This is a genomic window from Cohaesibacter sp. CAU 1516, from assembly GCF_005771485.1.
GTDB classification, from domain to species: Bacteria; Pseudomonadota; Alphaproteobacteria; order Rhizobiales; family Cohaesibacteraceae; genus Cohaesibacter; species Cohaesibacter intestini.
The window spans coordinates 157,641-171,276 of the sequence record NZ_VANT01000001.1 but is presented as its reverse complement, the minus strand read 5'-3'; the positions used below and the strand labels follow the sequence as shown (position 1 = coordinate 171,276).

9 protein-coding genes are annotated in these 13,636 nt (G+C 56.3%); 2 read left to right on the top strand and 7 right to left on the bottom strand.

From position 1 onward, the window contains the following. Positions 1 to 43 precede the first annotated feature (43 nt). On the bottom strand, positions 44 to 1,066 hold the full coding sequence (locus FDK21_RS00725) for a sugar ABC transporter substrate-binding protein (protein WP_114010729.1): 1,023 nt from the start codon (positions 1,064 to 1,066) through the stop codon (positions 44 to 46). Positions 1,067 to 1,334: 268 nt separating this feature from the next. Here FDK21_RS00725 and FDK21_RS00720 point away from each other — a divergent pair, with 268 nt between their 5' ends. Continuing rightward, entirely contained in the window at positions 1,335 to 2,552 is a 1,218-nt protein-coding gene (locus FDK21_RS00720) for an ROK family transcriptional regulator (RefSeq protein ID WP_138147166.1), read from the top strand. 34 nt (positions 2,553 to 2,586) lie between these two features. On the opposite strand, the gene FDK21_RS00715 is transcribed toward FDK21_RS00720, so the two are convergent. Both FDK21_RS00715 and FDK21_RS00710 read right to left on the bottom strand, forming a co-directional pair. Next, positions 2,587 to 3,591: an aldose epimerase family protein gene (locus FDK21_RS00715; protein ID WP_138147165.1), complete on the bottom strand. Its 1,005-nt coding sequence runs from the start codon at positions 3,589 to 3,591 to the stop codon at positions 2,587 to 2,589. A 39-nt stretch (positions 3,592 to 3,630) separates the two neighbouring features. Beyond that, positions 3,631 to 7,026 (bottom strand): acyl-[ACP]--phospholipid O-acyltransferase, encoded by a 3,396-nt coding sequence (locus FDK21_RS00710; protein WP_138147164.1) that lies wholly within the window; start codon positions 7,024 to 7,026, stop codon positions 3,631 to 3,633. A 490-nt stretch (positions 7,027 to 7,516) separates the two neighbouring features. On the opposite strand from FDK21_RS00710, the gene FDK21_RS00705 reads away from it, so the two are divergent. After that, the gene (locus tag FDK21_RS00705) at positions 7,517 to 8,140 is read left to right on the top strand and encodes a ferric reductase-like transmembrane domain-containing protein (protein ID WP_114010724.1); all 624 of its coding nucleotides are present in this window, start codon (positions 7,517 to 7,519) and stop codon (positions 8,138 to 8,140) included. 23 nt (positions 8,141 to 8,163) lie between these two features. Here FDK21_RS00705 and FDK21_RS00700 read toward each other — a convergent pair whose 3' ends face one another. The 4 genes from FDK21_RS00700 to FDK21_RS00685 all read right to left on the bottom strand — a co-directional run bounded on the left by FDK21_RS00700 (position 8,164) and on the right by FDK21_RS00685 (position 13,583). Beyond that, positions 8,164 to 9,813 (bottom strand): VCBS repeat-containing protein, encoded by a 1,650-nt coding sequence (locus FDK21_RS00700; protein ID WP_138147163.1) that lies wholly within the window; start codon positions 9,811 to 9,813, stop codon positions 8,164 to 8,166. Next, positions 9,810 to 11,267, bottom strand: coding sequence for a di-heme oxidoredictase family protein (locus FDK21_RS00695; protein WP_171021894.1), 1,458 nt, complete (start codon positions 11,265 to 11,267; stop codon positions 9,810 to 9,812). Before FDK21_RS00695 ends, FDK21_RS00700 begins: the two co-directional genes overlap by 4 nt. A 231-nt stretch (positions 11,268 to 11,498) precedes the next feature. Then, positions 11,499 to 12,278 (bottom strand): ATP-binding cassette domain-containing protein, encoded by a 780-nt coding sequence (locus tag FDK21_RS00690; RefSeq protein WP_114010721.1) that lies wholly within the window; start codon positions 12,276 to 12,278, stop codon positions 11,499 to 11,501. A gap of 3 nt (positions 12,279 to 12,281) precedes the next feature. Further along, the gene (locus FDK21_RS00685; RefSeq protein WP_114010720.1) at positions 12,282 to 13,583 is read right to left on the bottom strand and encodes a sugar ABC transporter permease; all 1,302 of its coding nucleotides are present in this window, start codon (positions 13,581 to 13,583) and stop codon (positions 12,282 to 12,284) included. Positions 13,584 to 13,636 lie beyond the last annotated feature (53 nt).

The following is a 13,636-nucleotide window of genomic DNA, read 5'->3' as shown; positions in this document are numbered from 1 at the left end:
CGCCCTGTTTTGTCTCACATTAAAGTGGATGATCCCTCAAAGATCAGCCCCAGCACCGGTCGGTACCTTCTTTGACGTCGATGGATTCAACGCCAGCAGCAGGCTTGTCGGTGACGAGGTTCACGCCGGTATCAAAGAAGTTTTTGCCCGGAGTGTTGGCAGGTTTGGTACCGTCTTTTGCCCATGCAGCAATCGCTTCAATGCCTTTGGAAGCCATAAGCAAAGGATATTGCTGGGAGGTAGCGCCAATGACACCGTCTTTGACGTTGGCAACGCCTGGGCAGCCGCCATCAACAGACACGATCAGGGCATCATTTTCACGACCAAGGGCTTTCAATGCTTCATAAGCACCGGCAGCAGCTGGTTCGTTGATGGTATAGACCACATTGATTTCCGGATCCTGGGTCAGAAGGTTTTCCATTGCCTTACGGCCGCCTTCTTCGTTGCCTGCGGTCACGTCATGGCCAACGATACGCGCGTCGGTTTCATCACCCCATTTGTTTGGATCGCCGAGGTCGATACCGAAGCCTTGCAAGAAGCCCTGATCGCGCAGAACGCCAACGGACGGCTGGGAAACGGCAAGGTCAAGCAATGCGATTTTGGCGTCTTTGGCTTTGTCACCAAGCGTAGCAGCAGCCCATTTGCCGATCAGTTCGCCAGCAAGGAAGTTGTCGGTAGCAAAGGTTGCATCAGCCGCATCAATCGGCTCAAGCGGGGTATCCAGCGCAATCACCAGAAGGCCGGCTTCGCGGGCCATGGTCACGGCAGGCACGATGCCTTTGGTGTCGGAAGCGGTGATCAGGATGCCTTTTGCACCATCAGCGATGCAGGTTTCAATCGCTGCAACCTGGCTTTGGGAATCGCCATCGATCTTGCCAGCATAGCTTTTAAGGGTAATGCCGAGTTCTTTTGCCTTGGCCGTCGCACCTTCCTTCATTTTAACGAAGAATGGGTTGGTGTCGGTCTTGGTAATCAGACAGGCACCAATATCAGCAGCGGATGCATAGGTGACGCTGGCAGCGCTCATTGCCAAGGCAACAAGGGTGGTTTTGACGATGGATTTCATGGTTTCCTCCCAGGATTCAAATCCATTTTGATAATGCTTCTATGCAACCTGTTGCTCTCCCAAACGACATAGCTGCGAAGCTCAATTTCTCAATTGCGAAAAAAGAGTGACATCGAAATTCGACCTTGTCAATAAATAAATCCAATTGATTTATTAATTAGACTGTGAGAAGCTGCCGCTCGGCGCGCACAGACAAAAAGCGCAAAAAAGCGACAGAAAACACACTCAGAACAGGGTGCGCCGGGAGGAATTGTGTTGGGGAAAGACCATGCAGCCAGGTCTTGAGACAAATGACCGCATATCGGATCCATCTGGCGGCTCCAATCAGACGCGCGTGCGGGCCTATAATGAACGGCTCGTGTTATCGCTTGTGCGCCGTCACGGCCATTTGCCAAAATCCGAGATTGCACGCCGCTCCGGCCTCAGTGCCCAGACGGTGTCCGTCATCATGCGCAGTCTGGAGGCTGACGGCTTGCTGCTCCGTGGCGATCCGATCCGTGGCAAGGTGGGCCAGCCTTCGATCCCAATGGCGCTCAATCCCGGCGGTGTCTATTCCTTTGGCTTGAAAATCGGCCGCCGCTCGGCCGATCTGGTGCTGATCAATTTCCTTGGCGCCCCCCTGACATCCCAGCGCATCACCTATGATTATCCGATGCCCGATGCGTTGCTCGACTTCGCCAGCACAGCCATTCTTGACGCGTCAAAAACCTTCAGCGACGAAGACCGCCAGAAGATCGCGGGCATTGGCATCGGTCTACCCTTCCAGCTATGGAACTGGGAAGAACAGGTCGGCGCCCCCAAGGGGACAATGGATGTCTGGAAGCACTTTGACATCGCCGCCGCTCTTGAAGAACGTTGCCGTTTCCCGGTCTTCCAGCTCAATGACGCCACCGTGGCCTGTGGGGCCGAGCTGACCTTTGGCCGCGGCCCGGAATTCGCCGATTTCGTCTATTTCTTTGTCGGCACCTTTGTTGGTGGCGGCATCGTGCTCAATCATTCGGTCTATTCGGGTCGCACAGGCAATGCTGGCGCTTTTGGCCCGATGCCATTGATTTCAGCCGATGGCACATCCACCCAGTTGCTGGCGGAAACCTCACTCTATTCGCTGGAAAAGTCACTCCTCAAGGAAGGGCGCGACCCGACATTCCTGCGGCATGCAGAGGCCAATTGGGATGATCTGGGTGAAATACTCGAAGAATGGCTCGACCATGTGGCCCACTATCTGGCCATGGCGGTCATTTCTGCCTGTGCGGTGATCGACTTCGAAGCCGCCATCATTGACGGCTCCTTCCCGGTAGAAATCCGCAAGCGACTGGTCGAAAAAGTCAGTGCCTCGATCGACACCATCGACTTGCAAGGCATCGTTCTGCCTTCGATTCAAGAAGGCACCATTGGCTCAGGTGCCCGTGCCCTTGGCGCGGCCACCTTGCCATTGCTCAATCGCTATCTGCTGGATCAGAGCGTGCTGTTCAAAGAATTAAGGTAGCTGCCCTGATCTCGCTTGCCAGCAGATCAACCAATCAACCTTTGGAAAAGACATATTGCGTCTGCTGACGATAGGTCTCACCCGGTCGCAACACGGCTTGCGGGAAAGCCGGATGGTTGGGCGCATCTGGCCAGACCTGTGGCTCGAGACAAAAGCCTGCTCGTGGCCCCATCTCACACCCGTCAAGCCCAATCATCCCCGCCTCGATGTAAGAGCCATCATAGGCCTGCACACCCGGCTCAGTGCTCAACACAGCCATACGCACCCCGGATGCGGGGCTTTCAAGACGTGCAATCAGCCGCAGCGCCTGTCGCTCGTCCGTTAGACAGAAATTGTGATCAATCGAATGCTCCGCAAAGGCGTCCCCCAGCCGTTTTGGCGCCCGGAAATCCATCCAAGTTTCTGCCACCGGTGCAACCTCGCCGGTCGGAATGGCTTCCTCATCCACCGGCAGATAGTTTTCGGCCTTCACCTGCAGGACATGATCATCAATGGTCGGACCACCATCAAGATTGAAATAGCTGTGGTGCGCCAGATTGCACAAGGTCGCCTTGTCGCTGGTGGCTTCCATTTGAATGTCAAGGCAGCCACCATCCAGCAACGCATAACGCAGCCGGATCTCCATCGCGCCGGGATAGCCCATATGGCCGTCCTCAAGGTGGCAAACCAGTGTCACAGCATCCGCCTCCAGCGTCTCGATGGACCAGAGCCGCTGCGAGATGCCATCGACACCCCCATGCAAGCAGTGTTTGCCAAGGAAGTTCTGATCCACCTGATGGGTCTCCCCATCCAGCGTGAAACGACCATCGCAAATCCGATTGGCATAGCGTCCCGCCATTGCGCCGAAATAGGGCGACTGGGTGAGATAGGGTGCAAAGCTGTCAAACCCTAGCACCAGCGGTTTGTCATGACCATCAAGGCGCAGATCCTGCACCACGGCCCCAAAGGTCAGGACCGAGGCCGTCAGCCCGCCGCCCTTCAGAACCACCCGTTCTACGGACCGGCCATCCGGCATGGCCCCGAAAATCTCACGAGACATAACGTCCTCCCCCAAATCAGCGTCTTCCAGCCAAGCCGGCTAGGCCTGGCCATCCATATATTCTTCTTCAATCATCTTCTGTACCGAGACAAAATCCACCTTGCCTGTCCCCAGAACGGGCACCGTACGGACGACAATTTCCGCAGGCACCAGCAACTCGGTCGCCCCTTGCGACTTGGCAAAGGCTGCAAAATCCGGACGGTTGGCGTCTGGATTATCGGTGACCATGATCACCCGCTCGCCGCGTTTGGGATCGGGGATGCGAGCTGTAGCGGACAAAAAGCCCGGCCACAACTGATCGGCCAACGTTTCAATCGCAGCCATGGATACCTTCTCACCAGCAATTTCGACAAACCGCTTGGCACGACCAATGATGGTGATATAGCCATCGTCATCGATGGTAACGATGTCACCGGTATCATGCCAGCCCTCTTTGGGCGGCTCCAGCACGCCTGGATTTTCCGCCCGCAGGTAACCGGTCATCACGTTGGCCCCGCGGACAAACAATTGCCCGCCTTCCTTGACCCCCGGCACAGGTTCGAGTCTCGTCTCGATCCCCGGCAAAGCCTTGCCGACCGAGCCAGCCTTGAAGAACATCGGTGTATTGAGCGAAATGACTGGCGAGGCCTCTGTCACCCCGTAACCTTCAAGGATGCGCACACCGAACCGCTCCATGAACAATTCCCGCGTGGACGCCTTCACCGGCTCCGCACCGGCAACGCAATAGCGCACAGAACGGAAATCAAACGGATGCGCCGTGCGGGCATAGCCATTAAGGAACGTATCGGTGCCAAACATGATGGTCGCGTTCGAGCCATAGAGCAATTCCGGGATCACCCGATAATGCAGCGGCGAGGGATAGAAATAGACCGGCATGCCGCGCACCAATGGCAAGATCGTGCAAGCCGTCAGGCCGAAGCAGTGGAAGATCGGCAACACATTGAAGATACTGTCCTGCAGACTGAAATCAATCACGGCCCCGGCTTGTGCGGTGTTCGCCAGAAGATTGCGGTGATTGAGCACCACGCCTTTGGGCACCCCTTCCGAACCGGACGTGAAGAGAATAACCGCCGTGTCATCCGCGCCCCGCTCGACAATCGGCTTGGTTCGATTGAGCAGGCCGGAGATCTTCTCGAAGCTGCCAATCTTGTTGCGCATGTCGTCGACCCAGACAATCTGCACGTCATCCTTCAACCCTTCGATCAGCTCTTCCAGCTTGGCGCCCTCGATGAAGGCATGCGAGGTCAGCAGCACCTTCACTTCTGCCGTCTTCAGAGCGGAACGAATGCTGGCAAGACCGGAGGTGAAGTTGATCATCGCCGCAACCTTGCCTGCCGACATCAGTCCCAGCAGAACGGCCACAGTGCCATTGGCATTGGGCAGCATCACGGCAATCCGCTCGTCATTCGGGAAGTCGTGATAGAAACGGTTGCCCAGCACCCGCGCACCGGTCAGCAGCCGTCCATAGTTAAGACGCCCAGACAGAGGATCCTCCAGAGCATGACGACGCATACCCAGATCACGCCCCACATCGATGATCGATTTTAGCACCGATTGTTCGACATTGGTGGTCCGGTAGACCAGCTCCGACATCAGCCGTTGCAACGCCGCCCCTGCTGCCATCCGACGCTTGCGACCCTTGAAGCGCTCAGGCACTTGCAACCGCACGGGCTCCAGAATGGTGACCTTGACCTTCGGGAAAAACTGCCGCCGCACCTTTTGCGACCCCATCCGTGAGGAATAACTCCGCTCCAGCCCATCGATCCGGATCGGCACCACCATCGAGCCGGTCATATCGGCCGCCATCGCAGCAACATCATAAACCTTCATCAGGCCACCGGTATCGGTGACCCGCGCCTCAGGGAAAATCACCAGTGGCTTGCCGCTCTGGATCGCCTGAATGAGATCCTGAGAGGCCACAGGCAAGGACGGTTCGAGAATGATATAATTGCAAAAACGCAGGAAAGGATGGACCCACCATGCCTTGGCGGTTTTGGCATCAATGGCAAAGACAGGTTCGTCTTCGGTGATCGCCATCGCCAGCGGTCCATCGAGGAAGCTGACATGGTTACAGGCCAGAATCGGTGCTTTGCCAGCCTTCTCGAGATTTTCCCGCCCCTCGACTTCCAGCCGAGAGAAGGTCCGAAACAGAATACTGACCAGATCCCACAAAGGATTGGTCGGCAAATAGCGCAGCATCATCCATGCCACGACCACATTCAGCAGCCCAAGGAAGAAGAGGATCTGCGGGATCGAGACCCCTTGCGCCTGCGCCAGAGCCAAAGCCCCGCCCGACACGAAGATGAAAGCCGCATTCATCACATTGACCGCCGCGATCACCCGCGCCCGCCGGCTTTTCTTGGCCCAGGTCTGCAAGCCGGTGAAGGCAGGCACCACCAACAGCGCCCCCGCAATGGCAAGACCACTGAGATCAATTCCGACGCGGATGGCTGCGGTATGCGTGAAGAAATCAACCAGCCCATCAAAGGCGATCGGTGCTTTGAGATTTGAAAGGTTCCACGCCAGCTGGAAACAGAAAAAAGCGACCAAAGCCGCGCCAAAGGGTGCAGGCAGCAACACCACCCGCCCGGCGCAGAGCCAGGCCGCAATCGCCGAACCAAAGGCCACAGAGATCGCGAAAATAACCGAATAGATCGTCACCACCATCGGTGAGCCACCCATAATCTGGGTGACAAAGGTTGGCACCAGAGCGGTGATCACGCCCCCCAGCAACCAGAACCACGATACGATCAGGCTGGCGCGCCACAGCTTCTTGCTGCCATAAAGTTCCCCCAGCAGCTGGCTGGTCGAGGCGAATATGTTGCGATTGATCACCAGATCCGGCGCGCTGGAGCCCGTATTGGGGATTTTGCGGCTAATCATCCAACAGCCAACCGCAAAGATCAGCATCATCGGCCCGAACAGCGTGATATCAACCCCGCCCGTTGCCGCCAACCCTGCCACGATGGTGCCTGCCAGAATGGCAACAAAGGTCGCCCCTTCCACCCACGCATTGGCCACGGGCAATTCCCGCCGCGGCAGATGATCGGGCAGGATGCCATATTTGATCGGCCCGAAAAGCGCTGACACCACGCCGAACAGGAACAAGGCCACCATAGAAAGCCAGATCGAGCCAAGCCCGATACCAAGCACCGCCACCACGGCGGCCCCGATTTCGGCCAACTTGAGCTTTTCAGCCATCCGCCCCTTGTCATTCTTGTCGGCCAGTTCCCCGCCAAGCGCCGACAGGATCAGAAACGGAAACATGAAAATGGCGCCAGCCATGGTCACCAGTGAGCCAGCCTCTTGCGTCGCCATTTTGGCAAGGATCAGAAAGATCAGCGAATAGCGAAGAAAGTTGTCATTGAAGGCAGACAGAAACTGAGTCCAGAAAAGAGGCGCAAACCGTTTCGATCTCATCATATGCGGGCGCATGAGTGGGCTTTCTTTTTCTTGTTGCTATAGCGTCGGCACCGGCACAACGAAAAAACAGATGGAGCGGCGGCCTGGCAAAATACGAAAACCATGATGGTGCCTCAGCGTCTCAACAGGCCGCAAGGCTCCATGCATGCAATCGGTCAAGCCCGCATGGGCCCGGGAACAATCGGGGATCCACGAAAAGGCGGGCATGAGAACCGAAAAGTAGCCTACTTTCTAGGCGACAAAAACCGAGAAAAAATTGATCAAGAGCAGATTGCAAAAAAGATTCACAGCCAGTTCGACGAAAAAAGCACCGACCGACCCGCAACAGGCGACAGAAACGCCGTTCAAGCCCGTTACAGTTGAATACAATTTGATACCAAACATGACTGGAACTCACCCTGTCCGAGCCAATAATCTGTCCTGCATAAACGGGATCTTGGCCACCGTCAGATCCTGACTCCGATTTCAATCACCCTTGGCTTTCACGAACGGATTTCAGGATATGTCTGCATCCTCTACAATCAAACGCTTTTTCAGCAGCCCTTATGTCTTTTGGCTCCTCATCGCGCTTCCTTCCTTTGGCATGATCGCCGGAGCCCTGCAGGGCAACGACCTGCATCGGCTGCTCCATCCAACCGGGGAATTTGCAGCCCGCTTCATGATCATAACCATGATCCTGACACCCTTGAAAATGCTGTTTCCCAAAACTGGCTGGATCCGTTGGCTGGCCCGCCGCCGTCGCTATCTGGGCGTCGCCGCCTTTGGCTATGCCGCGCTACATACCCTATATTATGTGATTGATCTGGGCACCATGTCCGCCCTGCTGGCAGATTTTGTCAAAACCGGTATCTGGACCGGCTGGCTGGCCTTCGTGATTTTCGTGCCTCTCGCGCTGACGTCCAACGACCTGTCCATCCGCCTGATGGGGCCACGCGGGTGGAAAATTCTCCAGCGCACCGTCTATGGCGCAGCCCTTGCCACTTTCGCCCACTGGGTGTTCCTCGAATATCACTTCGGGCCGGCTCTGGCCCATTTTGTGCCGCTCGCATTGCTGGAAATCTACCGTATCTGGAAGAATGCCACAGCGACACCCAACCCAAGGTCAGGCCATCGTGCGACGGCCTGATTTAACACTGGCAGCAAGCGGCGTCAGTTTTGCAAAGCCGCCTGTGAAGGCAACCAGACATCGGCGGTGGATTTGCCCCGTGTGATCCGGGCATGCTGATTGGCAAACAGACGGATCCACGGGCTCCATTCTCCATCCGGCCATTGAACCCGCGCAACGGCACGTTCCGCCACTCCGATACCGAAATGATGCCATCCGGCCTTGCCCCCCGCATGGCCACCGCCAATGGTGATTTCCCGGCTCTGGGTTCGATCTGCAATTCGCACCTCAAGGAAGGAGCCTATGGCATCCCTGTTGGGACCATCCTGAAGCAGCTGGAGAGCCACCCAATTGCCCATGGGAGCAGCAATCGCCTCGTCCGTCGCGCCGTCCTTCGTTTCAACCTGCCCCATATTGCGCCAGATCTGGGCATTGACCTTACGATTGACCACAACACTGTCGAGCTGACCATCCAGATTGAGGTCAACCAGAGAGCCGCCCCGTCCGCGGGCAAAACTCAACATGTTGGCCTTGTCGGCAGCTTCCTCGAACGAACCATCTGGCATGCCAAGCAACAGGCTGTTTGGATCTTCCATGGCAAAATCCGTCATCGCCTCGACATTGCCCTTGGTCACGAACAGATCAATGAAACTGTCATTGTTGACATCATCAAACTGCGCATGCCACGAGGTCGACGGATTGACATTGTCGCCAACAAAAGGCCGATGGGCGGTGATGCCTCGCTGAAACGCCCCGTCTTCAAAATCCGGCTCTCCACGGCGGGAGGTCAGGATCTGCAACTTGTTGTCGGCCATTGAGGTGATGTAATAGTCGGGCCGACCATCGCCGGTCAGGTCTGTCGAGGCAATTCCCATGCCCCAGACCCGCACCCGACGCCAGCCATCGCCGGAGCGATATTCCTCTGGCTGTTCTCCTGCCCGGACCTTCCACAATTGCTCGTGACCGCCGCGATAATATTGCCGGTCATTGGCGATCCGCAAATCGGGTTTGCCGGAGCGATCCCAGTCGGTAAACATCATCGACAGGGCACAATAGCCCGGCTTCAGACTTTCATGCCGATAGCCGCCCGATCCATCGGAACCGCTGGGACGAAAGAAATCGGTGTCATGACAGGTGCCAAAAGGGGCACCCGGTTGGTCGCGATCCACATAATTGCCAATTGCCAGCGTTGGCAGGCTTTGGCCTTCTTCCCACATGGCCGCAAAGGCCGTCGACCAGGCCTGACCGCCATCAAACGACCAGCGTTTGTTGGCTTCCTCGAACTGGCAATTACCAAGACCGCGAAACAGCTTATTCTCGCCGACACGCAGGACCAGAAGGTCCTGAATGCCGTCGCTATCGATATCAAGGGGATAGGCCCCACTGACCGCTTCTATGGCCAGGGGGCTATCCGACTTTTTTTCAAATGACAGAGCTCCGCCAAGTGTGCTGCGATTGACATAGAGCGCTGCTGGATCAGAGCCCCCCGCCAGATAGAGCTCCGGATAACGGTCGCCATTGCAGTCAAAGGCTGCAACACCGCCGCCAACAAAATATTCCCAGCCGCCATTGTAGCTGTGCTCAACTCCGGATGTCTCCGTCACTTCAACCATATGAGGCGCTTCTACCGCCAGTGCATGGGACGCAAACACGCCGATGACACCGGCAGATATAGCATAGATAATCGCTCTCATTGCTGTATCTCCGTGGCTAGAGTAAGGGTAAGGGATTGTAGATATTGTATTATTTTTCGCTGTTCGAGATCTGACAGCTTTTCGAAGGCCAACCGTGCCTCTTTGGCTTGCCCACCGTGATGTCCGATCACTTCCCTGAGGGTAGAGACGTCACCACGATGACCATAAGGGGCCGTGCTGCCGACACCCCAAAGACGGGGTGTCAGGAATTGGTCATTCGGAATGAACCGCTGAGACAGACGCTCATTGCCAAAATGACTTTTCTCGGCATCGGCGATCACATGGCGCTTGAAGTCTGAAAAGACTGGCACCATCCATTCACCCTTCTCATTTTGCTCCAATCCTGCCGAGGACAATTGGAACGAGAAGACGGCATCAGAGCGATCAGACGCCCTGAGATTGCCCGCTGCGTTATAGGGGCCGGGTTCGACAAATGTCAGCGATTTGAGCGGCAAGGCCTTCACATGGCATTGCGAACAAAGCGCCTGATCGAACAGATCGGCTCCCTCTTTCACCGCATCCTGCAGAACGGGATGCTCGGGCATGGTCTGGACAGGCGTCGGCAAAGCCGCCTGAAACAGAACAACAGCAGTCAGGTCACCGGACAGCAATTCCTGTTTGTGACCATCTTCATCAAAATCGGCGGAATGGGTCCATTGCATACCCCAGCGCTCATCGCTCTGCATCCCATGGTGGGTGTTCATCGCATTGATGCTGAACTGGCGCAGAGAAGTGAAGACCCCTTTCTGGCTGAACGGACGAACGATCAGATCGTGATCAATGCCTTCGATCTGTTCGACATTGACGAACCCGTCCGGCTGCACGGTCAAGGAGCCGAATTCGACCCCCTTGGCAACCAGAGGCACGGTCACCGACTGACCGCTTGCACGCGCCTGATCGACCGCATCACGGCGCAGAGCACGAAGCTCGGCAGTCATTTCGCGCGCCAGCAGCTCCACAAGGCCGGAGCCATGCAAGTGCGGCGTGCCACGCTCATTGGAGAATTGTGCTTCAAGCGTATCAAACTCGGCATCAGACACGCCCACAGAGGTGAAAACATTGGCGACAAACTCACCTGCACCGCCAGACGCTGGCTGATTGTGACAGCCATTGCAAGCATTGGAATCCGGACCCGAAGTGCGGAACAGGGCCGGCACACGACCGGGGCGGCGCTTGACGGGCACTTCCGCCTGTGTTGCAGCAGGGCGCCCAGCTCCATCGAGTGTGGTGAATTTGGCGTCGAACAACATCCGGCCATGGGCGTTGATTGCCTCGACGGACATGGTTGCAAGGTCGGACAGATCAAGATGCTGGCGCACTGCGCGTTCATCACCGATCACCGGAGACGCACCTGTCTCCGCAGCGGCGGAACCGACCGCAGCCACCCCGAAAACGACATAAGACGCAAAGCACAGGGCAGCGCAATGCAAGGGTTGCTTCCAACCTGCTCGCATGGATTTCCTCCCGAAATACACCTTGATCATCCCCCCTCCTCAGGGTTTTTCGACAAAGCCAGCGCCTGATTGTTATCATTGACGTAAACTGGCCGACCAGAGTGTATGTTAACGTAAGCTGCCACAAACGGAAGCTCGACTTAGAGATGGGTTCCCCACCATTGAAAAAGGACCCGATGTGACTACTCAGCATAGCACATCGGGTCCTTGATTGTACTTATAATCTTGGATCTATATGGTTTCGCCCGTATGCGGATGTTTGCCAAGAATAATCATCCCCAGAATGTCATCCTCGGTCACCTCATCGACCTTGACGGTTCCGACAAGCTTGCCATTCTTCATCACCGACGCCCGATCACACAGCGCCTTAACCGCGTGAATATCATGATCGATAAGGAAAATTCCCAATCCTTGCATCTTCAGTTCCTGAATGAGATCGGCCACCATCTTGGTTTCTTCGACACCGAGGGCAGCGGTCGGCTCATCCATGATCAGGATCTTGGCATTGAAGTATACGGCGCGACTAATCGCGACACTTTGACGCTGACCACCGGACAAGGCAGACACCGGGGAAGAGAATCGCTGGAAGCGGGGATTGAGTCGTCCCATGATCTTCCGGGTTTCCGCTTCCATCTGCGCATCATCCACGAGCCCCACACCATTCACCAGCTCACGGCCAAGGAACATGTTGGAGGCGGCATCGAGATTGTCTGCCAGCGCCAAGGTCTGATAGATCGTCTCAATATTATATTCGCGTGCGTCGCGCGGATTGTTGATCTCGACCATCTCGCCATTGACGAAAATGTCGCCACTATTTTTCTTGTAGGCACCCGAGAGCATCTTCATGAGACAGGACTTGCCCGCCCCATTATGTCCCAACACCCCGACCACTTCGCCGGGATAAAGGTCAACCGTCACGTCATCGACCGCATTGATGCCGCCGAAAGACAGGTTCATATTGCGCATTTCAACGAGCGGCGTGCCGCGATCAGCTTGTGCAGAAGTTGGCATCGATCAGTCTCCCGTTCTCTTGCGATAGACAATGTCGACATAGACAGCCAGAACCAGCACGATACCGACGACAATATTCTGATAAGGCGCTTCAACGCCCACCATGGCCATGCCCGATTGCAGCGACTGCATGATCAACGCACCCAGAATGGCACCATAAATGGTTCCGACACCACCAGCCAGAGCCGTACCGCCAATGACCGCGGCGGCAATGACCCGCAATTCGTCAAGCGTCCCGATATCGTTGGAGTGGAAGTTGAGGCGCGCCGAGGCAACCACCGCAGAAATGGCGCAGAGCACGCCAACCATGGCGAAGATCTTGACTGTCAGCAGCCGGGTATTGATGCCCGACAGGGCTGCTGCTTCCGGGTTGCCGCCTGTGGCAAAGATATAGCGACCCAGACGGGTTCGCTGCGCAATCACCGTCATCACAGTCGCCACCAGGATCAGCACCAGCACCGAATATGGCACACCATAGCCTTCGCTATAGCCCTCAGGCATCACTTCTCCGCGCGCTTCGAACAGACGCTTCAAACGACCAATCGGCACATCATAGGCATTGAGCATCCAGACAAATCCGAGGATCGCTCCGACCGCAATACCGCCGATGATCAACTCTGCCCAGACCGGCTTGACCGGGAAATCGTGGGCAATCTTGTTGCGGCGCGCCCCGAACAGCAAATAGACAACAAACACGGCAACCAGCACGCCAAGTACCCAGCTGCCACTTTCCCCGAGTGTTCCCTCAATACCGCCAAGAGACACGAATGCTGTGTCGAGCGGCCCGATGGTCTGGCCATCGGTCAAGTGCCAGGCGACGTTGCGCCATACAAACAATCCACCCAGCGTCACGATAAAGGCCGGGATGGTCAGATAACCAATCAGCCAACCATGGAAGGAGCCAACCAGAGCCCCAACCACAAGGCCGACAACAATGGCGATCGGCGCGATCATGCCAGAGCCGAGCTCCAACCCGAACCAACCGGGCAGGACGGCAGTCTGGATCATGGCCATCACCGCCGAACAGGTCGCGAGCAACGCGCCCACTGACAGATCGATATGCCTTGTGACGATAACAAACACCATGCCGGTCGCCATGATGGCAACGGACACTGTCTGGATCGTGAGATTGAAAATGTTGCGAGGAGTTAGAAAACGACCGCCAGTCCAGAAATCAAAAACGATACAGATAATGACAAACGCACCGATCATGCCGAGCAGTCGGGTGTCAATTTCCATTGTATCGATCAGGGTTTTCCGCGCTTGTTTTGGCAGGCCGCGATTGGTAGTCACGCTATCGCCCATGTGCTGCTCTCCAGCATGCAAGTTATCATTACCTCTGCCGCGCAAGGCAGAAG

Excerpts from the sequence above, each read along its gene's own strand:
- FDK21_RS00725 (WP_114010729.1), bottom strand. The coding sequence starts at position 1,066 with ATGAAATCCATCGTCAAAACCACCCTTGTTGCCTTGGCAATGAGCGCT.
- FDK21_RS00720 (WP_138147166.1), top strand. The coding sequence starts at position 1,335 with ATGCAGCCAGGTCTTGAGACAAATGACCGCATATCGGATCCATCTGGC.
- FDK21_RS00715 (WP_138147165.1), bottom strand. The coding sequence starts at position 3,591 with ATGTCTCGTGAGATTTTCGGGGCCATGCCGGATGGCCGGTCCGTAGAA.
- FDK21_RS00710 (WP_138147164.1), bottom strand. The coding sequence starts at position 7,026 with ATGCGCCCGCATATGATGAGATCGAAACGGTTTGCGCCTCTTTTCTGG.
- FDK21_RS00705 (WP_114010724.1), top strand. The coding sequence starts at position 7,517 with ATGTCTGCATCCTCTACAATCAAACGCTTTTTCAGCAGCCCTTATGTC.
- FDK21_RS00700 (WP_138147163.1), bottom strand. The coding sequence starts at position 9,813 with ATGAGAGCGATTATCTATGCTATATCTGCCGGTGTCATCGGCGTGTTT.
- FDK21_RS00695 (WP_171021894.1), bottom strand. The coding sequence starts at position 11,267 with ATGCGAGCAGGTTGGAAGCAACCCTTGCATTGCGCTGCCCTGTGCTTT.
- FDK21_RS00690 (WP_114010721.1), bottom strand. The coding sequence starts at position 12,278 with ATGCCAACTTCTGCACAAGCTGATCGCGGCACGCCGCTCGTTGAAATG.
- FDK21_RS00685 (WP_114010720.1), bottom strand. The coding sequence starts at position 13,583 with ATGGGCGATAGCGTGACTACCAATCGCGGCCTGCCAAAACAAGCGCGG.